This window comes from Bradyrhizobium sp. CCBAU 11386 (genome assembly GCF_028128955.1).
Lineage (GTDB): Bacteria > Pseudomonadota > Alphaproteobacteria > Rhizobiales > Xanthobacteraceae > Bradyrhizobium.
Map to the genome: position 1 here is coordinate 140,708 of NZ_LBKA01000002.1, position 24,014 is coordinate 164,721.

Annotated in this window: 23 protein-coding genes and 2 pseudogenes; 13 read left to right on the forward strand and 12 right to left on the reverse strand. The window is 60.7% G+C overall.

Annotation, left to right across the window (positions count from 1 at the left end; translation table 11 throughout):
• The first annotated feature begins 149 nt into the window (after positions 1-149).
• Positions 150-536 (forward strand): enoyl-CoA hydratase-related protein, encoded by a 387-nt coding sequence (locus XI09_RS00865; protein WP_271565264.1) that lies wholly within the window; start codon positions 150-152, stop codon positions 534-536.
• 70 nt (positions 537-606) lie between these two features.
• On the opposite strand, the gene XI09_RS00870 is transcribed toward XI09_RS00865, so the two are convergent.
• From XI09_RS00870 to XI09_RS00880, 3 genes are all read right to left on the reverse strand, one after another.
• Complete coding sequence (locus XI09_RS00870; RefSeq protein WP_271565265.1) at positions 607-2,223, reverse strand: CocE/NonD family hydrolase; 1,617 nt, start codon at positions 2,221-2,223, stop codon at positions 607-609.
• A 95-nt stretch (positions 2,224-2,318) separates the two neighbouring features.
• Complete coding sequence (locus XI09_RS00875) at positions 2,319-3,167, reverse strand: creatininase family protein (RefSeq protein ID WP_271565266.1); 849 nt, start codon at positions 3,165-3,167, stop codon at positions 2,319-2,321.
• Positions 3,168-3,347: 180 nt separating this feature from the next.
• Positions 3,348-4,250: a LysR family transcriptional regulator gene (locus XI09_RS00880; protein ID WP_271565267.1), complete on the reverse strand. Its 903-nt coding sequence runs from the start codon at positions 4,248-4,250 to the stop codon at positions 3,348-3,350.
• Positions 4,251-4,390: 140 nt separating this feature from the next.
• On the opposite strand from XI09_RS00880, the gene XI09_RS00885 reads away from it, so the two are divergent.
• The 3 genes from XI09_RS00885 (at position 4,391) to XI09_RS00895 (ending at position 6,993) form a co-directional block, all read left to right on the forward strand.
• Positions 4,391-4,810, forward strand: coding sequence for a cupin domain-containing protein (locus XI09_RS00885; RefSeq protein ID WP_092192387.1), 420 nt, complete (start codon positions 4,391-4,393; stop codon positions 4,808-4,810).
• A gap of 81 nt (positions 4,811-4,891) precedes the next feature.
• Positions 4,892-5,641 carry a cysteine hydrolase family protein gene (locus XI09_RS00890; RefSeq protein WP_271565268.1) on the forward strand — a complete coding sequence of 250 codons (750 nt, stop codon included), beginning with the start codon at positions 4,892-4,894 and terminating at the stop codon, positions 5,639-5,641.
• Positions 5,638-6,993 (forward strand): FAD-binding oxidoreductase, encoded by a 1,356-nt coding sequence (locus XI09_RS00895; RefSeq protein ID WP_271565269.1) that lies wholly within the window; start codon positions 5,638-5,640, stop codon positions 6,991-6,993. The genes XI09_RS00890 and XI09_RS00895 overlap by 4 nt, the downstream gene beginning before the upstream one ends.
• A gap of 136 nt (positions 6,994-7,129) precedes the next feature.
• Here the strand turns inward: XI09_RS00895 and XI09_RS45630 are convergent, their stop codons facing one another.
• Positions 7,130-7,561 (reverse strand): hypothetical protein, encoded by a 432-nt coding sequence (locus XI09_RS45630; RefSeq protein ID WP_333939013.1) that lies wholly within the window; start codon positions 7,559-7,561, stop codon positions 7,130-7,132.
• 30 nt (positions 7,562-7,591) lie between these two features.
• Here XI09_RS45630 and XI09_RS00905 point away from each other — a divergent pair, with 30 nt between their 5' ends.
• The 7 genes and pseudogenes from XI09_RS00905 to XI09_RS00935 all read left to right on the forward strand — a co-directional run.
• Positions 7,592-8,734, forward strand: a complete 1,143-nt coding sequence (locus XI09_RS00905; protein WP_271565270.1) for an ABC transporter substrate-binding protein — start codon at positions 7,592-7,594, stop codon at positions 8,732-8,734.
• Positions 8,735-8,750: 16 nt separating this feature from the next.
• Positions 8,751-9,596: an ABC transporter ATP-binding protein gene (locus tag XI09_RS00910; protein WP_271565271.1), complete on the forward strand. Its 846-nt coding sequence runs from the start codon at positions 8,751-8,753 to the stop codon at positions 9,594-9,596.
• Positions 9,593-10,393 (forward strand): ABC transporter permease, encoded by an 801-nt coding sequence (locus tag XI09_RS00915; RefSeq protein ID WP_271565272.1) that lies wholly within the window; start codon positions 9,593-9,595, stop codon positions 10,391-10,393. The genes XI09_RS00910 and XI09_RS00915 overlap by 4 nt, the downstream gene beginning before the upstream one ends.
• A complete protein-coding gene (locus tag XI09_RS00920) occupies positions 10,390-11,751 on the forward strand; it encodes an amidohydrolase family protein (protein WP_271565273.1) in 1,362 nt (453 codons plus the stop codon). The genes XI09_RS00915 and XI09_RS00920 overlap by 4 nt, the downstream gene beginning before the upstream one ends.
• A gap of 17 nt (positions 11,752-11,768) precedes the next feature.
• A complete protein-coding gene (locus tag XI09_RS00925) occupies positions 11,769-12,794 on the forward strand; it encodes an aromatic ring-hydroxylating dioxygenase subunit alpha (RefSeq protein ID WP_092192373.1) in 1,026 nt (341 codons plus the stop codon).
• A gap of 1,210 nt (positions 12,795-14,004) precedes the next feature.
• Complete coding sequence (locus XI09_RS00930) at positions 14,005-14,187, forward strand: hypothetical protein (protein ID WP_271565274.1); 183 nt, start codon at positions 14,005-14,007, stop codon at positions 14,185-14,187.
• A gap of 150 nt (positions 14,188-14,337) precedes the next feature.
• Positions 14,338-14,484 (forward strand): annotated as a pseudogene (locus XI09_RS00935) (IS110 family transposase); the annotation flags it as partial.
• Positions 14,485-14,615: 131 nt separating this feature from the next.
• Here XI09_RS00935 and XI09_RS00940 read toward each other — a convergent pair.
• On the reverse strand, positions 14,616-15,350 hold the full coding sequence (locus XI09_RS00940) for a spermidine synthase (RefSeq protein ID WP_271565275.1): 735 nt from the start codon (positions 15,348-15,350) through the stop codon (positions 14,616-14,618).
• 270 nt (positions 15,351-15,620) lie between these two features.
• Between XI09_RS00940 and XI09_RS00945 the strand changes: the two genes are divergently transcribed.
• Positions 15,621-15,941 (forward strand): helix-turn-helix domain-containing protein, encoded by a 321-nt coding sequence (locus XI09_RS00945; RefSeq protein ID WP_271565276.1) that lies wholly within the window; start codon positions 15,621-15,623, stop codon positions 15,939-15,941.
• A 190-nt stretch (positions 15,942-16,131) separates the two neighbouring features.
• Here the strand turns inward: XI09_RS00945 and XI09_RS00950 are convergent, their stop codons facing one another.
• The 7 genes from XI09_RS00950 to XI09_RS00980 are packed head-to-tail and all read right to left on the reverse strand — an operon-like array spanning position 16,132 to position 23,606.
• Positions 16,132-16,665, reverse strand: a complete 534-nt coding sequence (locus XI09_RS00950) for an NADH-quinone oxidoreductase subunit B family protein (RefSeq protein WP_271565277.1) — start codon at positions 16,663-16,665, stop codon at positions 16,132-16,134.
• Between the two features lie 13 nt (positions 16,666-16,678).
• Complete coding sequence (locus XI09_RS00955; protein WP_271565278.1) at positions 16,679-18,190, reverse strand: hydrogenase large subunit; 1,512 nt, start codon at positions 18,188-18,190, stop codon at positions 16,679-16,681.
• A gap of 17 nt (positions 18,191-18,207) precedes the next feature.
• Positions 18,208-19,659 carry a hydrogenase 4 subunit F gene (locus tag XI09_RS00960; protein ID WP_271565279.1) on the reverse strand — a complete coding sequence of 484 codons (1,452 nt, stop codon included), beginning with the start codon at positions 19,657-19,659 and terminating at the stop codon, positions 18,208-18,210.
• On the reverse strand, positions 19,656-20,318 hold the full coding sequence (locus XI09_RS00965) for a hydrogenase-4 component E (RefSeq protein WP_271565327.1): 663 nt from the start codon (positions 20,316-20,318) through the stop codon (positions 19,656-19,658). The genes XI09_RS00960 and XI09_RS00965 overlap by 4 nt, the downstream gene beginning before the upstream one ends.
• 5 nt (positions 20,319-20,323) lie before the next feature.
• Positions 20,324-21,280 (reverse strand): respiratory chain complex I subunit 1 family protein, encoded by a 957-nt coding sequence (locus XI09_RS00970; RefSeq protein WP_271565280.1) that lies wholly within the window; start codon positions 21,278-21,280, stop codon positions 20,324-20,326.
• Complete coding sequence (gene hyfB / locus XI09_RS00975; protein ID WP_271565281.1) at positions 21,271-23,286, reverse strand: hydrogenase 4 subunit B; 2,016 nt, start codon at positions 23,284-23,286, stop codon at positions 21,271-21,273. Before hyfB ends, XI09_RS00970 begins: the two co-directional genes overlap by 10 nt.
• Positions 23,286-23,606, reverse strand: a complete 321-nt coding sequence (locus tag XI09_RS00980) for a helix-turn-helix domain-containing protein (RefSeq protein WP_271565282.1) — start codon at positions 23,604-23,606, stop codon at positions 23,286-23,288. Before XI09_RS00980 ends, hyfB begins: the two co-directional genes overlap by 1 nt.
• A gap of 154 nt (positions 23,607-23,760) precedes the next feature.
• Between XI09_RS00980 and XI09_RS00985 the strand changes: the two are divergent.
• A pseudogene (locus tag XI09_RS00985) lies at positions 23,761-24,003 on the forward strand (FAD-binding protein); the annotation flags it as partial.
• Positions 24,004-24,014 lie beyond the last annotated feature (11 nt).

Here is a 24,014-nt window from a genome sequence, read left to right on the forward strand (position 1 = left end):
GCTCGAATTGCTCACGTCCCTCCCCGATGATGTGCACCCGAGCTGGATCGGTCGCGAGCTCATGGAGAGTGGTGTCGAGCCATTCCACAAGAACTCGTTCGACGTGATCGCGGTAGCCCTCGATGGTTTTTTCGCTGCGGTTCTGCCTGATGGAGGCAAAGCGCGGTATCGCCCCCTTGGGCGGCGCGCACTTCCGTTACCTGTCCCGCGCAGGCTGGGGCATTGCCATATACCACCTTTTGCTCTGTGATGAATTCACTGCACAGCGCGCCCGGGAGATTGGTCTCGTCCAGGAGGTCGTGCCGGCGGGTCAGCAGGTCGCCCGCGCCATGGAGATCGCGGCGATCATCGCCCGCAACGCACCGCTTGGCATTCAGGTCACCAAGGAGGCGGCTGCGAAATATGCCGAGCAGGGTGAAGCGGCTGCGATTGCCTGCATTCCCGCCATCCGCGATCGCGTGCTCAAGAGAGCCGACGCGCGCGAGGGCATCCAGTCCTTCATCGAACGGCGGCCCGCGGTCTTCCAGGGACGCTGAGAAGAAATCGGGTTGCTACGGGAAGTGCGGGCGGCGCAACGCCTTGGATGCGGCGGTCAGAGAAAACAGCCTATTTAGCGATCTCGCCGCCCCGTCCGAGAGGTAGCCGGAGAAGTGATGGGCAGGAGGGACCATGCCAGACCGCAATCGTGGTTACGACAGCATGCGTCTTCGGTGAAATGACCGGATCCTCACCGGTTCCGGGATTTACCGGATACGCAGGATAGTCCGCTCCTGCGATGGACAAGCGGAGCCGCTCGCCCTTATTCAGCGTTGCACACGTGGCAGCTAACGTCAGCCGGTACCGTCCAGGGGCGGCGTTGCGATAGTGCGCATACCCGCTGGAGATCTGAAGTGTCATCTCGTCGGGCTTCACGACCGAAAGGATGCAAGAGAGGTCGAAGCTTGGGCGATCGCAGCTCAGGTCGAGCTCGACCTCGGGTTCGCCAACGACTTCCATGGCCTGTTCAAGCGTTTCTGTTGTGAAGGTCAGAACATCGCCGCGTTCATCCGCGACCCGACGATCGACTGGTCCCATTGGAGCGCCATAGTAGCCGCCGACGGTCGGTGCGGGCCGCCACGGGTCATGCACGATATGCTCCACATTCTCCTGCGTGCTCTGTTGCGGGCTGAGAACGCCGTCCTGGGAGTCCATCGATGTCCGCCCCGTGCCGCTTAGAAACAGGGGATGGGTACGGTCCGGCAGCTGATCATACGGCCGCCAGGTTTTCAGTCCCATATCGAACAGCTCGATCCTTCCGTGCTCGGCCTTGCCTGGCAGACCCTTGAGGGCGCGGTCGAAGAATTGGATGTGATCAAGGTCGACGTTGCGTTGCGCCTCCGGTCCGAAATCGACCGCGCCGACTTTCCGCGTCCAGGGGAAATGGATCCAGGGTCCGACTATCAGCTTGGTGTCGCTGTTGCTGGTCGCGAGAGCCCGGTAGGCCTCGACCGTGGCCGGCAGAAACGGGTCGAACCAGCCGCCTACGAACAGCATCGGCAGATGGCGCGCGCGAATAGCTTCCACGCTCTTCACGGGCGAAATGCGGTCCCAATACGGTGAATCGACGGGCGTTTCGAGCCAGTCCATGACGTGCGAATAGCGGCGATACTTCTGCAGGAGCTGCGGCATAGCCGTGACGGGCCCACTAAGCGGCAGGTTCGCGGACGCGGCTTGCAGGGCGCTGAAGGCCTCGTCATCGCCGGCGCGTCGTGCTGCCTCCGCCGTGATTTGAATGCCCCAATCGATCATGTGCTTCATCTGTAGCGCGCCGTTCTCGTAAACCCAGTGCGCCGGATTCCACGGGCCCATCGCGGGTGCGAGGGCTTTCAGTGATGGGCAGTCTCCCGCAGCCGCAAGGAGCTGGTTGTAGGCCTGATAGGAAAAGCCGTACATCGCGACATCGCCATTGGCGCCATCGAGACGCGCCGCCCATTCGACCGCTTCCGCGCCGTCCTCGACTTCGGTTTCTCCGGGTCGGAATGTTCCTTCCGATGTGCCGCGCCCCCTGACGTCCTGCACTACGACCATGTAGCCGTGTGAGGCGTACCACGCAGGATGCGCATAGCAGATACTGCAGGCGATGCGCCTGCTATAGGCCTGACGCTGAAGCAGAACCGGATACGATCCCGGCACCGCCGGGCGGTACACGTCCGCGTCGAGCCGTGTGCCATCCTTCAGCATCATGGTCTCGACTTGCGGCGGGAGGACGGGCAGTCGGGAGGAGTTTGGGGACATCTGCCTGGACTTCATCGACGTGAATTCATGCGCTTGGGCTTGGCTCAGGCGTCTCGCGGCGCGGCGCCCGCAGTCGGGCGTTCGTAGTCCGCTGTCGGCCTCAGCCGCGAGAGCGGGTACCGGTCAACCTCCGAGATCAGCTTGATCAAGCGACTTGCCGCACGGTCGATGGTGGCGCGGCCGCGCTCACCATCCGCGAGGGCGGCGTTACCGCAGGCGCCCTTCGGATTGATGTCCTGCATTTGCCAGCCGAACCCAGCTGCGTGGCCCTCCGGCATGAGGATCTCGCATTCCGTCTCGAGGGTCTGCGACAGGGACCTGAAGTCCTCCGCAAGCGTCATGTCAACGAGGCGGGGATGCAGATGGAGCATCACGCTCGTCTCGATTTCTCCCGCGTGGATGCCGTGCTTGCGTTCGGACGCAGTGAAGAGGTCCGACAGATCAGTGAAGCGAGACCATTGTGATGAGACGGCCAGCATGCCCAGCCTGACACGCAACTCGCGGCAGACGATCTCCATGACCTGGGGCTGCCCTCCATGCGAGTTGACGAAGACGACCTTGCGGACCCCGGCTCTATGAACGCTTTCGCAGACCTCGTACCAGACGCGGCCCAGCGTTTCCGCAGAAAGCGTCAGCGTACCCGGGAACGCTGAATGCTCGTTCGATTTACCGATCGAGATCGTTGGCAGGATGAGAGCCGGAAAGTCGTCGGTCATCTGGGCGACCGCGTGCTGCATAATGCCATCATTGATCGCGGTATCGACGCGAACGGGCAGATGGGGTCCATGCTGTTCGACGGCGCCGACCGGCAGCACGGCGACGATCCTGCTCATGTCAAGCTGACGGAAGTCCTCTGTGGAAAGGTCCCACCACCAATGCGATTTCAGTTTCATCTCGGTTGCCTAGCCTCGATTGACGGACAAGCCGACGATTCCTGTGCTTCGAGCGGCCGCCGATCATTCTTGAATATCGGCAAGAACATGAAAAGCGCCGAATTTCGTCGGTAGCGTTGCCCTTTGGGCAACAGGATCATGACGCCACCGACCGATTTCGAGGTTGCCCCGCCGACCGGATCAGCCCGCAACTTCCCGGATCATTGCCTTCAGCATCTCCGCCAGAACGCTCGCGATCGCGCTGGTGCCGCGGCTATGTCCGATCAGCATCAGCGCCTGCGCATCCTGGGAGAGCTCCCGAACCGTCACGTAGGTGAGCCGCCCGGCGCGTCGCTCGGACTCGACGTCGAACGGAGTCAGGAACGTAATGCCATCATTCAAGATGACGGCGTGCCGCATGATCTCGATCGAATTCGTCTCGATGGCAGGCTGCAGGTCGATCGCGACACGGGCGAACGCCGCGTCCAGATAAGGCCGGATCGCGCTGGTCGTGTCGGCGATGACGAGCGGGTAATCGATGCAATCGCTGAGACGGATGCTGCTTCGCTTTGCCAGTGGATGATTTGGCGCCATCACCGCGCCAAGCCGTCCGACGCCGCGGGCGAGAACTTTCAGATTGCTGTCCTTGCCGAAGTCAAATCCAATGCCGATATCGGCTTCGCCGCTGGCAACCGCGACTTGGATCTCCGCCCCGGTATTGAAAAGGGTGAGGCTCAGCTTGACCCGCGGATTGGCAGCTCGAAACTCCTTCACCGTACTCGGGACGAGGTTGGAGGCGAGACCGCTCATCATCGCCACCGTGATTTCTCCCCGTCGCAGGCCCTTCAGCTCCTCGATCTTTGTCTGGGTGCGACTCAGCTCTTTGAGCGTCTGACGGACATGTCCGATCAAGACTTCGCCGGCGGCAGTGAGGATCAGCTTCTTCGGGAGGCGCTGGAAGATCGGCGTCCCCAATTGCGTTTCGAGTGCAAGAATCTGCCGGCTGATCGCCGATGCCGCGACGTTGAGACGGTCCGCAGCCTTGCGGATCGAGCCGGTGCGGGCAACCTCGTCGATGTAGTTTAGCAGCCGGCTGTGAAGCATCCTCGCCCCCAATCTCCGGGCAGGATGGCGCCACGTTGCCAAAAAGGCAACGGGTCTGTCGAATCAAAGCGCTTTGACGTGACGCTTCGGCATGCGACATCCATCATGACGACTGGCGCACCGTTCAAGGAATTCATCACATGCCGTTTAGCGTCGCCGAACTCACGCGTGCGAAAGCCTTTCGCATCTCGCCGAGGGACACCAACTATTTCGCAGTGCTGTTCGATCAGGTGACCGACCGGATCGGCAGCATTTTCGTTATCGAAATCTTCCAGCCGGGAGGGGCGACGCCTCCGAACGAGCACGCCTCGGCGTATGAATTCTTTCATGTGCTGCACGGCGTCGGCGTTGCGCGATGCGACGGCAAGAGCCTGCCGATCAAGAAGGGTGACTCGCTGCTATTGCATCCCGGCTCCGAGCACGTCGTCGAGAACACCGGGCCGGGCAAACTTTACACGCTCACCGTGATGACTCCCAACGAGGGCTTTTCCGAGCTGATCCGCAGCGGCCAGCCCGTCGAGCTCGATGCCGAGGACTTGCGCGTCCTGCAAGGACTCTAGTCGATGGACATGCGGCCATTCCACCCTGCCGAGGGCGATCAAGAATTGCTTCCGCTCGGCTCGAGCGTCTCGAACCGCTGGATGGTTGCCGAGCGGCAAGCCAATCTGGTGCGCCAGCCGGTCCTGCCGCGGCCATTGTCGGTTCAAGCGCAGACCAAGCTGGTCACATTCGATGTCGCGCACACCGCGCTTATTGTCGTGGATATGCAGAACGACTTCTGCCATCCCGGGGGCTGGCTGGCCCATATTGGCGTCGATATAGCGCCGGCGCGCCGTCCAATTGCGCCCTTGCGGCGCTTGCTGCCGGTTCTCCGCGGCGCCGGCGTACCCATCATCTGGGTCAACTGGGGCAACCGACCCGACCGGCTCAATCTCAGCCCGTCGCTGCTGCACGTGTACAATCCAAGCGGCGCCGGCACCGGGCTAGGCGATGCGCTACCGGGCTCAGGCGCCAAGGTGCTGGAGCGCGGGAGCTGGTCGGCGGCGATCGTCGAGGAGCTTCCGGTGGAGCCGGACGACATCCATGTTGAGAAATTCCGGATGTCAGGCTTTCAGGATACCGAGCTTGACAGCATCCTTCGCAATCTCGGTGTGCACACATTGATGTTCGCGGGTGTCAACGCCGATCAGTGCGTGCTCTGCACGCTCCAGGATGCAAATTTCCGCGGTTACGATTGCGTTTTCCTGGAGGACTGCGCGGCTACGACGTCGCCGGAATACTGCATGGCTGCGACCGTCTACAATGTCAACCAGTGCTTTGGATTCGTCGTCAGGTCGGACGTGATCGTGGCAGAGCTCGTGCATCTTGCATTGGGGAGTGATCGATCGTGAACGATCTCGCGTTCGACGCTTTAGACCGCCTTGTCGCCGATCTCGGCGATATCCCCGTCGTGACCGAACAGAAGGTCGTGCGCCGCCGCTCGCGCGACTTCTTCTGGTACAGTCCGATCCTGAACGCGCAGCTCGACGGCAAGTCGGCCGATCTGATCGTATTGCCGCGCGACGAAAAAGACGTGATCCAAGTCGCGGGCGCCTGCGCGCATCATCGCGTGCCGATCACCGCGCGCGGGGGCGGAACCGGCAACTATGGACAGGCTGTGCCGCTCAGGGGCGGTGTCCTGCTGGATGTCTCCGGGCTCGAGAGCATCGAATGGATCAAGCCCGGCGCCGTGCGTGTCGGCGCGGGCGCCAAGATGCACACGATCGATGCGGTCGCGCAGGCCCAGGGGTGGGAACTACGGATGCATCCGTCCACGAAGCGCATGGCGACGATCGGCGGTTTTGTCGCGGGCGGATCGGGGGGCATCGGCTCGATCACCTATGGCGGCTTGCGAGACCCTGGAAACATCCTGGCTGCTCGCGTGGTCACGGTCGAAGAGCAGCCCCGTGTCATCGAATTGCGCGGCGACGCGGCGCAAAAGGTCAATCGCGCTTATGGCACGACCGGCATCATCACGGCGCTGGAAATGCCGCTCGCACCCGCGTGGAAATGGATCGATGTCATTGTGGCCTTCGATGATTTTCTCGAGGCGGCGGCTTTCGGCTACGAGGCTGCAATGGCCGACGGGATCGTGAAGAAGGTTCTCTCGCCGATCACCTGGCCGCTGCCATCCTATTTCGGCGCGTTGAAACCCTACTGTCCCGACGGAAAGAGTGTGCTCATGGCGATGATCGCCGAGCCTTCGTTCGAGAGTTTCAAATCGCTACTCGGCCGTCGCGGTATTATCACGCTCGAGACGCCAACAGATGAGAGTCCCAGCCGGGTTCCGCTCTACGAATATTGCTGGAACCACACGACGCTCCAGGTGCTGAAGAGCGATCGTTCTGTCACCTACCTGCAATGTCTCTACCCGCATGATCGCGTCCTGGAGAAGGTCGCCGAAATGCGGGAACTGTTTCCGGACGAAGTGCTGCTGCACCTTGAGTTCATTCGTTTCGGCGGGCGCGTGACATGCAGCAGCTTGCCGGTGATTCGCTACACCGATGCAGATCGCCTGAACGAGATCATCCGGTTGCATGAAGACCGCGGCGTCTTTATCGCCAATCCGCACGTCTTTACCGTCGAGGACGGCAGCCGGTACAAACGCGCAGATGCGGATCAACTCGGCTTCAAGCACGAGGTCGACCCGCACGGCCTGCTTAATCCTGGGAAGATGAGAAGCTTTGTTAGCGACAGGCCCTGATGTAGCGGCCCGCCTCACGATTGCATCACTTGAATAGCTGACCCGAGTTCGCTGACATTGTCAGCGTCGATCCGTTCGTGCTCGTTCATCGACAGGATCGGCGTGGTCGGTGGACGTGCCGGCAGGGGTGCGAAGGTTATGAGAAGAATCCAGTCGTCAGCACGCCGACCGTAACGTCGTTGAACTCGGAGCCCATTCGCGTGGCGTTCGACGCGAGCAAGGCAATCTGGAAACCGAAATATTCCCACTTTGTCGATCTCTGGATCGCGTGGAGTTGGACGAATGCTGGAATGGACGTTCGGCGAGCGCCGTCGGTCGAACTCCTGCTCTTTCCGCAGCCTGTGTCGCTAGCAGCCCATTGCCCATGAAATCGGCGCCGCCTCAAAGGCGACAGATGGGCGGGAAAATGCCATTCCCGCCTTCGCTCATCCCGCCCGACGGCGCTGGAATGCCGGGCGCTGGCTTGCACGCGATATTCGGCAGCTCCAATGGCGATTCCACGTGTCGCCAAGGTGACGTCGGGATGCACCATAGTTGCGTCCGCGAAGCGGATTAGCGGCCGATCCATCCTGCTATCCGAAGCCCGCCCCGTCTGCACATGAAAAAGGCATTGCCGGAAAGGCAACGGATGGCTCGAATAAAAATGCTTTCAGGCGACAGGCGGCCTGTGCATCCTCAAGCCTGGAACGTCTCCCAGCACCGAGCTCGCCGGCCGCGCCGGCGCGATACCCCAAGGGGCACCCGCATGGCGAAAAGAAGTCTGTCCCGAATGGTCGTAGCCGGTTTGGTTGTCGGCGCAGCCCTGGGCGCCGCACTCGCGCCTGCCGCGGCTGCCGACAAGGTGACATTCCTGACGAGCTGGTTCGCGCAGGCCGAGCATGGTGGGTTCTACCAAGCCAAAGCGACCGGGCTCTATGACAAGGCTGGTCTGGACGTCACCATCAAGATGGGCGGTCCGCAAGTGAACGGCTCGCAGCTTCTGCTGGCGGGCGATGCCGATTTCATGATGGGCTACGACATCCAGGTGCTCAAGGGCCGTGAGCAGAACTTGCCGCTGGTGACGGTCGCTTCGTCGTTTCAGTTCGATCTGCAGGGGATCATGACCCACGACGACATAGTCGATCTCGCTGCGCTCAAGGGGAAGCCAATCCTGATCGCGGGATCGTCACGCACGACATTCTGGCCCTGGCTGCGGATCAAATACGGCTATACCGACGAGCAGATCCGTCCCTATACGTTCAACCTGCAACCCTTCTTCGCCGACAAGACCGTAGCGCAGCAGGCCTATCCGTCGTCCGAGCCCTATCAGGCCGAGCAGCAGAACGAGAAGGTCAAGTTCTTCCTGCTCGCCGACAGCGGCTATCCGCCTTATGGCTCGACCATCGTCACCACCGAGAAGATGATCGCCGACAAGCCCGATCTGGTGGCGCGTTTCGTCCAGGCATCGCTCGAAGGCTGGCGCGACTACATGAAGAACCCCGCGCCGGCAAATGCCTTGATCAAGGCCGCCAACGCCAAAATGACGGACGGACAGATTGCCTTTGCGCTGGAAAGAATGCGGGAGATAAAGGCGATCGACCGTGGAGACGCGGCAACGCTCGGTCTGGGGATCATTACGGCTGATCGTTATCGGCAGATCTATGAGTTCCTCGTCGCCGGAGGCCTGCTCGACCCAAAGGTCGACTGGCACAAGGCTTTTGACGATCGCTTCGTCAAGAATCTGAAGATCGGCGTCAACTAGTGGAGCCGACACGAGGATGCTGTTGCCCGTTGAGCCGCTCGACCAGGACGCGAAGCAAATGACGACGGCTTGCGATCCAGGGCCGGCCGTCGAGGTCTTGTCCGCCGAGAAGGTCTTTTCCAACGGCGCGCGGGGGCTTGCGCCGATTGATCTTTCCATCGCTGATGGCGAATTCCTGACCCTGATCGGTCCGTCCGGTTGCGGCAAGAGCACGCTGCTCAAGCTGATCGCCAATCTTATCGAGCCGTCTGATGGCCGGCTGCTGTGGTGGCGCGGTGATTTCGCGCAAGTGGGGCAGGAGGGCAGGCGCCTCGCGTTCGTATTCCAGGAGCCGACCTTGATGCCTTGGGCCCGGATCGAAGCCAACGTCCGACTGCCGCTCGAGTTCGCAAACATGCCGAGAGCCATGGCCGATCCGAAGGTCGCGCATGCCATTGCTCGCGTCGGCCTCTCCGCATTCAACCGGCATTTTCCGCGGCAGCTGTCCGGCGGAATGAAGATGCGCGTCTCCATTGCGCGCGCCTTGGTCACGAATCCCAACCTTCTCTTGATGGACGAACCGTTCGGTGCCCTCGACGAGTTCACCCGCAACAAGCTGGACGATGATCTCGTCAACCTGTCGTGGGAGCGCAAGCTGACCACAGCCTTCGTCACGCATTCGATCTACGAGGCCGTGTTCCTCTCGACCCGGATCGTCGTCATGGCCGCGAATCCCGGCCGCATCTTCCGCATCATGACAATCGATCATCCGCAGCCACGCGACCAGGGATTTCGCGACAGCCCGAAATTCGCGGCCTATTGTCGCGAATTGTCGACCTGGCTTGCCGAAGCATCCCTGCAGTCGACCGGAGGAGGAACGTGAAGCCGCTTCTCGAATCCGAAGCCTTTGTGCGGATCGCGGCGCCGGTTGCGGTCGGAATTGTCCTGTTCGCTGTGTGGGAGACCGGCTGTCGACTGGCTTCCGTTCCCGTCTATCTTTTTCCGAAGCCGACTGACATCTTTGCAAGCCTCCTGCACAACGGCCCCTCGCTCTTGCGTGCGCTGCTAGTGACCTTACGCGTGACCTTGCAGGCCTTCGTGGCGGCGGTCATTCTGGGCACGCTGATCGCCTTCATGTTCGTGCAGAGCCGGGCGATCGAGGTCAGCCTGTTTCCTTACGCGGTACTCCTCCAGGTGACGCCCGTCGTTGCGATTGCGCCTCTCATCATCATTTTGGTGAAGAACACCCAGCTGTCGCTGACTATCTGCGCAACGCTCGTGGCGCTGTTTCCGATCATCTCCAACACGACGCTTGGCCTACGTAGCGTCGATCCGGGGCTTGCGAATTTCTTTCGAATGAATCGTGCCAGTCGCTTCAAGACGCTGGTGAAGCTGCGTATCCCCGGCGCGCTTCCCTACTTCTTCGGCGGTTTGCGGATCTCGAGCGGCCTTGCACTGATCGGCGCGGTGGTCGCGGAGTTCGTGGCCGGCACCGGCGGCCGCTCGTCGGGGCTGGCCTATGAAATTCTCGATGCGGGATTTACGCTCGATATCCCCCGCATGTTCGCTGCACTGTTCCTGATCACCTTGACAGGGGTCCTGCTGTTCGCGGCCATGGTCGCGCTGTCGCAGCTGGCACTGTCGAATTGGCACGACAGCGAGACCCGGGCGGAGGCATGAGTGCGATGCTGATCGACAATGCCGCCGGTATCTTTACCGGCCTGCCCGGTGCCGCCATGCGCACCGCCGGCCAAATCCGGATCCATGACGGTGTGATCGTCGAGATCGGCGCGCTTGCACCAGAACCGGGCGAGCAACGACTCGATGCTGCCGGCGGGGTGGTCTATCCCGGCCTGGTTTCGACCCATCATCATCTCTTCCAGAGCGTCCTAAAGGGCGTGCAGCCGGGCATCGACCTGCCGCTGGCCGGCTGGCTGCGCGCGGTGCCTTACCGGTTCTGGTCGAGATTCGGCGAGGAGGCGCTTGCTGTCGCGGCCCGGATCGGGCTGGCGGAGCTGCTGCTGTCGGGAACGACGACCGTTGCGGATCACCACTATCTCTTCAGTGACACGTTCGGGTTCGACCCGGCGCAGGTGATCTTCGATGTCGCGCGCAGTCTCGGCATTCGCCTGGTGTTTTGTCGCGGCGGCGGCACCACGGCGCGCCATGTCGCTACCGACAGGTTTGCAGCGATGCCGCTCGAAACCCTCGATCGCATGCTGCAGTCGGTGGAGGCCTGCGCGCAGCGCTTCCACGATGCTTCGCCCGGCGGTCTGTCACGGGTTGCGCTGGCACCGACCACGCCGACCTGGTCGCTCGATCCGGGCGAGCTGCGCGAGGTCATCGCCGCAGCGCGCAGAATCGGGGTGCGGCTGCACAGTCATCTTTCCGAGACCTCGGACTACGTCGATTTCTGCCTGTCGGTCCACGGCAGACGCCCGGTTCATTGGCTCGCCGACCACGACTGGCTCGGCGAAGACGTGTGGTTTGCGCATCTCGTGCATCTCGACGCAGACGAGGTGCGGATTCTCGCGAGCACCGGCACCGGCATGGCGCATTGCCCACAGTCCAATTGCCGCCTCGGCTCAGGCGTCGCGCCCGCCGATGCGATGGCGCGCCTCGGCGGCGCCGTCTCCCTCGGCGTTGATGGTGCGGCCTCCAATGAAGCGGCCGACATGCTCTGCGAAATGCACAGCGCCTGGCACACCCATCGCGCGGTGAAGGGGGCAAGTGCGGTGACGGCCGAGGACGTCGTGCATTGGGCGACCGCAGGCGGTGCGCGTGTGCTCGGCATGCCCCACGTCGGCACGCTGGCGCCGGGGCAACAGGCCGATATCGCGATCTTCAAGCTCGACGAACCCCGCCATTTCGGCATGCACGATCCCCTGATTGCGCCGGTGACCTGCGGCGGCTCGGCGAAGCTTCGCTATCTCCTGATCGGCGGCCGCATCGTCGTCGAAGACGGCGCCATTCCGGGTCTCGACCTGCAAAAGCTCAAGTCGGATGCCGCGCGCGTCGTCACTCGACTCGCTGCCTAGTTTAACGGAGGAAGTTTATGTTGAGCACCAGGCAACCCGTGCTGCGCCGGTTCTGGTATGCGCTGATGCCGCTCGATTATCTCAAGGACGGACCAAAGCCGTTCACCCTGCTCGGCGAGCCGATCGTCCTGTTCCTCGATGCCAGGGGCGAACCCGCTGCGCTGGAAGATCGTTGCTGCCATCGCACTGCGAAGCTGTCGAAAGGCTGGTGCAATAATGGCAATATCGTCTGCGGCTATCATGGTTGGGAATATGATCGCGACGGCAAGCTCGTGATGATCCCGCAATTTCCGTTCGAGCAACCTGTCCCCGATGCCAAGGCGCGCTCGTTTCGAGCCCAGGCCCGCTATGGCTATGTCTGGGTCGCGCTCGGCGAACCCTTGAGCGACATCCCTGCAATTCCTGAAGACGGGATGACGGGCTATCGGCGCATCAACCAGTTCTACGACAAGTGGAATACCGCCGCGCTGCGGCTAATGGAGAACTCCTTCGACAATGCCCACTTTGCCTTTGTGCACAAGGGCACTTTCGGTGACATCAATCAACCGAAGCCCGAGAAATACGAGATCGTCGAGACCGAATTCGGCTTCGATGCTGAAACCATCGTCACGGTGCGAAATCCGCCTGGCGCTTACAGGATCACCGGAACGACCGAGCCGACGACCAGGCGGCATCAACGCAACAAATGGTTCATGCCGTTCTGCCGGCGCCTCGACATGGAATATCCGTCCGGTATCCGCCACATCATCTTCAACTGCGCGACGCCGATCTCGGACGGCCAGATCCAGGTCGTGCAGTTGCTGTTTCGCAACGACACCGAAGCCGACTGCTCCACGCAGGAGTTGATCGATTGGGACGCGGCGATCATCGCCGAAGATCGCGATATGCTGGAATCAACCGACCCCGATGCGATCGTTGATATGGGCCGCAAGATCGAGATGCATATGCCGTCCGATCGCCCCGGAATGATCATGCGCAAGAGGCTGCTCGACCTACTTCGGCAGCATGGCGAAGAAGAGCTGCCGCGAAGTGTATGGGCGTGACCACCCTACCTTGGAGTAGGTGGATGGCAGCAATTGGTGAATCGCTCTCGCACTATTGCGCAGGCTGACGCGTGTTGTCTGCGGATGCGCCTTGCGTGAGATGGCGATAGAGCGTGCTCCGCAATTGGAGGCGCGCGATGTAGTGACGGCCGACACGCTCTGGGCATATCGTCTGCTTTGGACGTGGGGGTAAGCTGTCGATCAACGAACTGGCGGCTCCATTCCTTGCGCCGTCAACTATGTGCGTTCTCGTGGTTGGACTTTTCGCTGTAAGCCATTGGTCCGTAACGATCGGATTTTGGCTTGGTTGGGAAAATTCTCTCGAAAAATCAATGTCGGCAGGATGTCTCTTAATCAGCGGGTCCCAGGTTCGAGCCCTGGTGCGCCCACCACCTTTAAGAGATGGGCCCTGCGGGGCTTTTTTCATTTTCGCCGATAGAACAAAATGTGGTCGTGCGACGTTTTTTGTGGTCGCACATCGCACGCCATGCGACGAGTCGATGGGTTCTCCGAAAGTTCCTGGCGAGCCCGTAAAAGACCCTTCTACGAGAAGGGGGATATCACCGCAATGGAGCAGGTCGGGCCCGTGCCTGCTGGAACACTGCTAAGCCAATTACCACCAAATTGCCGAAATGAGTGCCGTCCTTCGACGTGACCCTCCTCACGATCGTCTTCGGACGCATGGGATGATGCCGGGTCAGCCAGGCATCGAAGCCAGCGCGTTCCCATTTAAGCGGCCCGCGTTCGCTGATCGGTGCTGGCAAACCCCCACGCTCATGCCGGATCCGGCGCGTGCGATAGAAGGTGTCGAGTGAAATGCCTATCGCTGTCGCGACCTCAATTGAAGAAATGGGGCGGCGCCATCGTCTGTGAACTATTCGGCTGGCGCAGGTGCATAAATCCGCAGCGCCGCGTCACTTGTCCCTCCTTTGACCGAAGTCGATGAAAGACGGAAGCAGACAAGAACTAAGATGAAAAGCGCGAGCATCAGTCGTAGGGAATTCGGCTGGTTTGGAGGGCAAAGAGGATGCAGGCGGCGATGTCACGTCGAACATGCGCGTGCCGCATTTTAGAGGCCCATAAGCAACAGTCGATCCAATCCAGAATCTGCAATGGCCAATCAACATAGTTGAATAGGCAGATCTAGCGCAGGTTGGGCGACTCACGCTACCCATCATTCCCAGCCACCTCACTGCACAATGGGAACGAAATGGTTGCAGCCACGCGTGAACTGCCGGCTTCTGGTTATGCACTTGAAGTGGACGGCCGACTCAAAGCCGAATTTGCAACCAGAGACGGCGCCAGGGCAGGTGGAGAAGAACTCAAGAGGCGCTTTCCCATGCTTCAGATCAGGATCTATGACGCGCAGACGCATGCGCGCGAGGAAATCTAGATCCGCTGATTTAAGTCTAGGCGGGGTTGCTCCGTTTGCGCGCGTGCGGCCGCAGCCGCAGCGGGCTCTCGTGTTGGGGTGGACGGCCCCCTTCCGTCACACTGCGTGGCAGGATGAGGTCGTCGCTGACCTCACACGAAGGAGCCGCCCGTGGAAACGATTGTTCGCATCGGTTTGGATACGTCAAAGAGTATATTTCAGTTGCATGGCGTTGATGGCACCGAGCAGCCGGTCTTACGGCGTAAATTGAGGCGCGGACAGGTTTTGGAGTCCTTCAGGCGTTTACCGCCTGCACTTTCTTTCCAGATCGATGGTTACGCGGCCGTCGCCAACAGCGTCCCAATTCGCTTCGAACCCGTCCCCCAGGGAGGAGACGAGGCTGATGCCGGTTATCCACGTCTCGCGTCGATCTGCCGGAAGCTGCGACATTAGCGCGGTCCACAGGTGAGATCGCGACTTCGCAATCTTCCGCGGCGGATCGCCCAGCGTTCATGGCTATGGCGCATCACGCGATCGAGTGCTGCCCGTGAACCCAAGGTCTTCTCGGGGATGCAGGCGATGACGGCATTGCGATCCTCGATGAATTGCTCATCGACGATCCATGTCCGCAAGTCCTCACCGGCGAGTCTGGCTGCGATCCGGTCGGGTGTCGGATCAATGTCGTGTGCGACCGTTACGTTCATCACGATCCGGCCACCCGGTGCCAGACGGGCGCGGATGGCGTCGCAGGTCTCCGCATCAAATTCCTCCGCGTATCGGAATCCCGGACCACCGACGTCGATCGCAATGCCGTCGTAATATGCGCGGTCATCGAATACGAATTTTCGAAAGTCGGAGACGATGCAGGGCAGATCGTCCGGCAGATCGAAATATCTGTGCGCGAGCACGAAACTGATCGGGTTGATGTCGACGATGGTCAATCTCTTGCCGAGACGCCACAGCCGTGTCGCAAGATTTCCGCCGCCGCAGCCCAGGACGAGGATATGTTCGGACCGAGACAGGAGTTCGTCCATGAGCTTCACATAGGTGAAGATACTTTCTCCGTCGGGCGTGGCCTGACTTTGCCTTACGCCTCCTTCGAAGTAGACGCGCGTTCCATCCCATGAACACTCGACGATGTCGATCTGTCCGTTCGTTCCCTGATAACGCCCCAGCAGTTTCACGACAGGCAATAACCTTAAGAGATGGGCATTAGAATGCATGCATTAAACATCTCTTATCATGCAATTTGTGGGGCGCCAACTATTTCGGGTATCGCCGATAGTGCTTCCGCCTTCTGTGAGAAAAAATACGATACAAGTCTGAGGCCTCTATCCGTTTCCAGGCGGCGTGACCCGGGCGCTGATATATTTTGCATCTAAGTTGATGCTTGAAGCGGTATTTCGGATGGTGTAAGTATATTGTATGGGAATCGCATCGGAGGCCGCCATTTTATGATCACGGCCAATCAACTCAGGGCCGCTCGCGCGCTCCTGAATATAGACCAGCGGCAGACGGCCGAACTCGCTGGTCTTTCAGTCCCCACGATTCAGCGCATGGAAGCAAGTGACGGAGTTATCCGTGGGAACGTCGATTCTCTGATGAAATTGGTTTCCGCACTGGAGAATGCCGGGATCGAATTGATCAATCCGGGGGGGGCGAGTTCGGCCGGCGGTCGAGGCGTTCGTCTCAGGGAGCACGTCGCGAAGCCGAAAATGAAGAGCGTGAAGCAGCCCAAGCCCTCTTCGCCGCGGACTCTGGAACGGGCGCGATGACCCCCCGAGCCATCCGAAAGATTGGTTTCTCTATCGCGGATGATGAGAACGCTGAAGACAAGTGTACTTGCAAGCGGATTCTCGCGCCTTAAGGCGCCTAGAACCAACGGCGTCGTCGCAAGGACTATTCCGGTTCGAGCGCACGCCGCGATCAAGCCGGCGTGAAATAGCCGTAGACGTCCCCAGCGCCTCAAGTGGAAGTGGCGCTTATGGCCGCGCGATCGAGCAGGGCGAGAAGTCCCTGCAAGATCATGATGGGCGGCGGAGGACAGCCGGGAATATGAAGATCGACGGGAACCACTTGCGAGACCCCTCCTACCACTGCATAGCTGCCGGCAAAGCAGCCGCCATCCCGGGCGCAATCGCCCACGGCGACGACCCATTTCGGGTTGGGGGTCGCGTGATAGGTGCGCTCCAACGCGTCCCGCATGTTCTTCGTCACCGGTCCGGTTACCATCAACACGTCGGCGTGACGCGGCGACGCAACGAACCTGAGACCGAAGCGCTCGATGTCGTAGTAAGCATTGTTCAACGCGTGGATTTCAAGTTCGCATCCGTTGCAAGATCCAGCATCGACCTCGCGTATCGAGAGGCTTCGGCCGAGACGCCGTCGTGCCGCGCGACCGACGGCATTGGCGAGCTCGGTCACCGCGGCGTCGTCCGGTGACGGTGCTTGCTCGGTGAACGGCCGGCGAAACAGGCTCTCAAAAAGCAGCTTGCGCATCTGGTGCCGTTCCTCAGAGATCGTGGCCCGAATAGGAGCAATTGAAGGATTTGTTGCAGAGCGGAAAGTCCGCAACGATATTGCCCTCGATGGCAGCTTCAAGGAGCGGCCACTGAAACCACGAGGGGTCGCGCAGGTGGCATCGTTCCACCCGGCCATCCCGCAAGCGGAGCCAAACCAGGACGTCGCCGCGAAATCCCTCGACGATTGCCATGCCCTCACGGGCCTCCCGCCTATGCGCCGCATGTGTTCCCATCGGGCCCTCGGGAAGGCGGTCCAATATCTGGTTGATCAAGGAGAGGCTTTGCTCAACCTCGCGCACGCGGATCCAGACGCGCGCGTTGACATCGCCTTCGTTCAGGACCGGTACCTCGAAGTGCAAGCTGTCATACGGTGGGTAGGCCAAAGTCCGGCGCGCGTCAAAGGATCGGCCGGACGCGCGGCCGACGTAGCCTCCGGCGGCGTATTGCCTGGCGAGAGTGGCCTTGAGCACGCCAGTATCGACCGTACGATCCTGCAGCGATGCGGTGTTGTCGTATAATTCGACCAGAGCAGGAAAGCGCCGGCGGATGTTACCCAGCGCGGCCTGTATGATTTCCGTACCGTCATCGTTCAGGTCGCGGGTCACGCCACCGGGCACGATAATATCCCGCATCAAACGATGACCGAATGCTGCATTGGATGCTCGTAGGATACTCTCGCGTAACACGGCGCAGTGAGCCTGCATCAGCGCGAAAGAGGCATCGTTGCAGATCGCCCCAATGTCGCCGAGATGATTGGCGAGCCGCTCGAGCTCTGCAAGGAGAGCACGCAGCCAGATTGCGCGATCCGGCACGACAAGCTGTAAGGCCGCTTCGGCCGCTCGCGAAAACGCAAAGGCGTAGGCGACAGTGCTGTCGCCCGACACGCGTCCGGCGAGCTGGACAGCCCGTTCGAGATTGGCCCCAGTCATGAGACCCTCGATGCCCTTGTGGGTATATCCCAGCCGTTGTTCCAGCCGGACCACGGTCTCACCGCTAGCCGTAAACCGAAAATGCCCCGGTTCGATAATTCCCGCGTGCACCGGACCGACGGCGATCTCGTGCAGGCCGTCGCCCTCCACCGGCAGGAAGCGATAGGGCGACGGCGGCGACGGTGCGTCGATCCGGTCTCCCAACGGAAAGCGGACACCCCAATTGTTGTGATCAAGCCAGGGGCGCGAATCCGGCGAGCCTTCGGCGGACAGTCCAAACAGATCGAGGATGACGCGCTCCAATCGAAGCGCTGGAGGGTGGTGCCTGCCGACCGAAGGATAAGTGCGATCGGGGCAATCCAGGCTGACGGTAGCGATTTCCGCCGTATCTCCATCCATGATCGCCATGTGCACCATTGAGGGCTCCCCCCAAAGGCCGAGTAGGCTCCAGCGTCCGTGTGCCAGCTCGCTTGCCGCAAATACCCAAACGGAAGCATCGACCGTAGCTCGTGGCCACGGGCTGTGTTGCTGGACCTGGTGACCCTCAAGCATGAGGTCGATCAGCGATGGCATATCCGGCTAATCCTAAACTATCCCAAAAGGCGAGCCACATGCTGGAACCAGTCGACGAGTGGCGCGGGAAGGTAGATCCCCGCCATTAGAACCAGCGAAAGATGCGCAAACATCGGCACATAGGAAGCCTCGGCAGCCTTGGTGCTGCCGCGAGGCTCGCCGAATGCGACGCTCGTCAGGCGCAACGTCAATGCGCCGAACGCCAGCAACAGCCCGAACACCAGTACGATCGCAAGCAGCGGCTGGCGCGCGAAGGTCGAGCTTACCACCAGGAATTCGCTCATGAAGATGCCGAGCGGCGGCAAGCCGGCGATCGCGACGACGCCCGTCACCAGGCCCCACCCCAACGCCGGATGAGTCACGGTCAAGCCCCGAATTCTGCTGATCCGCTGCGTTCCCTTGATCTGAGAGATATGGCCGACGGCGTAGAAGATCGCCGATTTGGTGAGGCTGTGCATCACCATGTGCAGAAGCCCGGCGAAATTAGCCAGCGGTCCGCCCATCCCGAACGCAAAGACGATGATGCCCATGTGCTCGATCGAAGAATAAGCGAACAGGCGCTTGATGTCGCGCCGACGGTAGAGCATGAACGCCGCGAACACGAGCGAAAGCAGCCCCATCGTCACCATTAGGGGCCCGGGAGCAATTGCCGCTGGATTTGCCGCAAGCAGTATTTTGAAGCGCAACAACGCATAAAGCGCGACGTTGAGCAGCAGGCCTGACAGTACGGCGGAAATCGGCGTCGGACCTTCGGCATGGGCGTCGGGCAGCCAGGCATGCAGCGGCGCCAGCCCGACCTTGGTACCGTAGCCGAGAAACAGGAAGATGAAAGCGACGTTGAGAAGCGCTGGATCGAAAGCCTGCGAGTGTTCGACCAAGGCCGTCCAGATCATGCCGTCCTGGCCCTCGCCAACCACCGGGCGCGCCGCCATGTAGACCAGGATCGTGCCGAACAGCGCGAACGCAATTCCGACGCTGCCGAGAATGAAGTATTTCCATGCTGCTTCCAGGGCGGCGTGCGTGCGATAGATGCCGACCATCAGCACCGTGGTCAGGGTGGCGATCTCCACCGCTACCCACATCAGGCCGATGTTGTTCGACACGAACGCGAGGTTCATGCCGAACATCATGATCTGATACATGGCGTGGTAGAACCGGAGGTATATCGGCGTCAACCGCCCGGTTTCGAGTTCATGCGCGATGTAACTCGCGCTGAAGATGCTGGTCGTAAATCCCACAAAGGTGTTGAGCACGATGAAGACGATGTTGAGATCGTCGACCAGTACGTATGGTCCCGGCTGCGGACGCTCGATCACGAACAATGAGAGCGCTGATAGAAATGTCGCCAAGCTTGCGACAACGTTCAGCCGCGCGGTCAGCCGGTAATCCGGCAGTATGGCCAACAGCGCTGCGGAGCCGATCGGGATCAGCAGTACGGCCGCCACCGGGTCGAAGGAATGCGCGCTCATCGCCGTTCGCCCCGGTAGTCGTCGAGTGCAGAGACATCAACCGAGTCGAAGCGTTCACGGATCCGGAACAGGAAGATGCCGATGACGATGAAAGCGATCAGGATCGAGAAGGCGACACTGATCTCGACGACGAGTGGCATGCCCTTGGCGCCGGTCGCTGCCAGCACCAGTCCGTTCTCAAGCGACATGAAGCCAACGACCTGACTGACGGCGTTGCGGCGCGTTACCATGACCAGAAGTCCGAGCAGCACGACTGACAAAGAAAAGGCGATATCCTCCCGTGCCAAGGGGTCTGCGTCTGCGGTTACCCGCAGCATCAGCACCATGGAGAGGGCGACCAGCCCCATTCCGGCCAGCATGGTCGGGCCGATGCCCACGGCCGACTCGATATCACGATGAATCCCGAGCTGCTTGACGATGCGGTGAAGCGCCACCGGGATGACGATCGCCTTGAAGAAGAGGGCGATCACCGCGGTCACGTATAGATGAGGTGCGTTCTGGATGAAGGCCTGCCACGCGACGGAAAGCGCCAGCACCAGGGCGTGTAGCGCAAAGACGTTGAGAAGTGAGTAAAGCCGGTCCTGGTACAGCATCATGAAGCTGATCAGGACGAGCCCGCCTGCGAGCGCATGCGAGATGTCGAAGTTGAGGCTGTGCATCTGCATCAGAAGCTCTTTGACACGAACAGGAGGAGGGTGCCGAGCAGGCCCAGCATGAGGGCCGCACCGAGAAATTGCGGAACGCGAAAGACTCGCATTTTGGCCGTGGCGGTCTCGAACAGTGCGAGGAGAAAGCCGGCAGCCGCGAGCTTGGCGAGGTAGGCTGCGGCGCCGATGGCGTAGGACAGGGGGCCGGTGCCGAAGACTGCTATGTTCCAGGGAAGGAATACGCAGGCGATCAGCGAGACATAAAGCAGTAGCTTGAGGTAGGCGCCAAATTCGATCATCGCGAGGTGGCGACCTGAATATTCGAGAACCATCGCTTCATGCACCATGGTGAGCTCCAGGTGCGTGGCCGGATTGTCGACGGGAATTCGCGCGTTCTCGGCGAGTGCCACCATGATGAGTGCGATCATCGCCATTCCCAGCGATACCCGCAAGCCGACATAGGACGAGGCCATGAAATTTGCGACCGTCGAAAGCTGGGTCGAGCCGGCAACTAAGGCTATGCAGAATACAAACAGCAGCATCGCTGGCTCCGCAAGCGCGGCAATCATGACCTCGCGGCTGGAGCCAATGCCGCCAAAACTGGTGCCAACGTCCATCCCGGCGAGCGCAAGAAAGAAGCGTGCGCTTCCGAGTAGCGCCACGATGGCAATCAGGTCCGCCGTCCAGTTGAAGAGGAGGCCGGTGGCGAAGGTCGGCACCAGGGCGGCGGCAACCCAGATCGCGGCAAAGGTCACATAGGGCGTCACGCGGAACAGCCAGGAGGCGTTGTCGGCCAGTACCACTTCCTTTCGGAGCAATCGCAGGAGATCCCGGTACGGTTGAAAGATCGATGCTCCCTGGCGACGCACAAGGCGTGCCTTCATCTTGCGCACGAAGCCAGTCAGCAGCGGCGCCAGCAGCAGCACCAGAAGCATCTGCACACCTTGCACGAGAATGTCTGACATCACGACCATATCGCGAGGACCAGAAGGAGTGCGACGAGGGTTACAAAAACCAGGCTGAGATACCGCCGTATGGTCAGGAACTGCAGGCGATTGAGTCTGTTGGCGGAGAAGCCAACCGCACCTGCTATCGGCTCATACATTCGCTCCCAGATCAGATCGTGCAGTTCGATTCGAAGATGCGCCGCCCTGATATCTCCGGGCGCGGGCATCTTGACGTGATCACGGGCACGGAAAACCAGCGTACCGAAAACGCGGCGAATGGGCTGGGCGAAGCTTCCGCCCGAATATTGGGCCGCGGGTGTCGGATCGGAAAAGCCGCAGCCCCAGGCCGGACCTCGCCGCAACGCACGAGAGGCAAAGCGATGAATAAAGACGACGGCCAACGAGGCCGAAATCGTAATGAAGACCATCACGAGCAGGCCATTGTACGAACTACGACTCTCGGCGATCGGCGCGATCGAAAGCCAGGGTTCGTTGGCCTGGATCGGCATGCGGCCGCCGAGGATCTGTAGCGTGATCGGCGAAAGCGCGTCGATCACCAGCCCTGGCAGAATCCCGGCGAGCAAGCAAAGCGCGGCGAGGATGAACATTGCCAAAAGCGAGTAGCGGTCGACTTCCTCTGCGGTTTCCGCCGCCACGCTACGTGGTCGTCCGAGAAAGCTTACGCCGTATGCCTTGACGAAACACGCCGCGGCTAACGCAGCAGCCAAGGCCAATAGTGCGCCGACCGCAGGCACCGTGATCTTCAGCGCCCATTGCGACAACTCTGGGCTCTGCAACACCGCCTGGAACATGAGCCACTCCGAGACGAAGCCGTTGAAGGGCGGGAGCGCCGAGATTGCGACACACCCGACGAGAACGACGAAGCTGGTGAACGGCATGCGGTGAATGAGGCCGCCCAGTTTGTCCATGTCCCGCTCGCCCGTCGCGGTCAGGACGGCGCCGGCGCCGAAGAAAAGCAGACTCTTGAAGAAGGAATGATTGAGAACGTGAAACAACGCCGCGGTGAAAGCGAGTGCTGCCAGGAGTCTCAGGCCGTTGGCCTGGAAGGCCAATGCAAGGCCGAGGCTTGCAAAAATGACGCCGACATTTTCGATCGTGCTGTAAGCGAGCAGGCGCTTGAGATCCTTTTCCATCATGGCGTACAAAATTCCCATGACAGCGGTGATGCCGCCAAGGATGAGGACGACCACACCTGCCCACCAGTTCGGCTGTCCCAGCAGATCGAACACGACGCGAATAAAGCCGTAGATCGCGACCTTTGTCATGACGCCGCTCATCAGCGCTGAAACGTGGCTCGGAGCCGCGGGATGAGCGAGCGGCAGCCAGACATGCAACGGCACCAGGCCAGCCTTTGAACCTGCTCCGAGCAGCATCAGGATCAACACCAACGTGGCCACGTAGGGCGTATGTTGAGCCGTGCGGATGGCTGCAAATCCGTAATCACCCATTGGTCCCCCCAGCAGGCCAAAGGCCAGGAGGAGTGCGAGCGTGCCGAAGCTCGCCATCACCAGGTAGACGTAGCCGGCCCTTGCATTGCCCGCTTCGCGGTGGTGCGCCATCACCAGCGCCCAAGACACCAGCGACATAAATTCCCAGCACAGTAGATAGGAAAACGCGTCATCGGCCAGCACCACAAGATTCATGCCAGCCAGAAAGGCGGGGAAAAAAGGAAGCACACGGTGCGGCGCCGCCTCGTGGTGGCCGTAGCCGAGGCCATAAAGGCTCGCCGCGGCTCCGCCGAGATTGACAACAACAAGGAAAAACGAGGCCAGTGTGTCGAGGCGGAAATGGGCGCCAAGCCATGGCAATCCGATTGGAAGGGCCAGATCGCTGGCGTTCGCCATGTCGCCAAGTAGCCAGTGGATCGCCCCAATCAACGCGATCGCAGACGCGGACAGCGTTGCGCCATAGATGATGGCTGTGGCCATCATTGAGCGGCTCAGAACAAGCGCCAGAACCGCCGATCCAAGCAATCCGGCAACACACAGCATCTGCAAAACGACGGCCGACATTACTTCCGTACCTTCATTCTGCCTGATGCTTTGTCCTCTATCCGGTTGTTCAAATGGATTCTCGCCGGTCCGGAATTGAGTTTCAGCCGTACCCCGCGCCCCTCGGCGGTACTGACAGCCCCTTCGTCTATCAACTCAATGCCGGCAGCGTCGAGCGCCGTAATCAGCTTCATCAGCGAATCGACGTTACCCCGAACCATTGCCTCACTAGCCTCCATACGTTGGATGGTTGGCACCGAAAGACCGGACATTTCCGCGAGTTGGCGCCGATCGATGCCGAGGAGCACCCTGGCCGCCCGTAATTGAGCCGCGGTGATCATCGGATTGTCCCGCCACCCCGATGCGAGCGAATGCCAAACATCATCCCTGTATCCTAATTAATCATGTTATATTGTCAATAAGTGATAGCTAAAACATCTAATCTAAGTATCCCGGGCATTTGCTGGCATTCACTCTCGGCGCCTCGAGGGGCACATGCGTTCGACACCCGCTCACGAATTCATCGATCATCCGTTTGACGCGGTTGTTGTCGATGCCCGGGGGACGTGCTGCCCGAGGCTCCGTCGAAGCTGGTCCAACAACCGCCTGCATCACAAAGGTGCTTTCGACACGCAGCCATACGGTCGCGGCCCTACGGGCATTGCAGCCAGTCTCGGCAATCTCGCCGAAGGCAGTTGGCAATGGCATATGTACAGCACGATCAAAGGATCGGATTGGCCCAGAGCAGT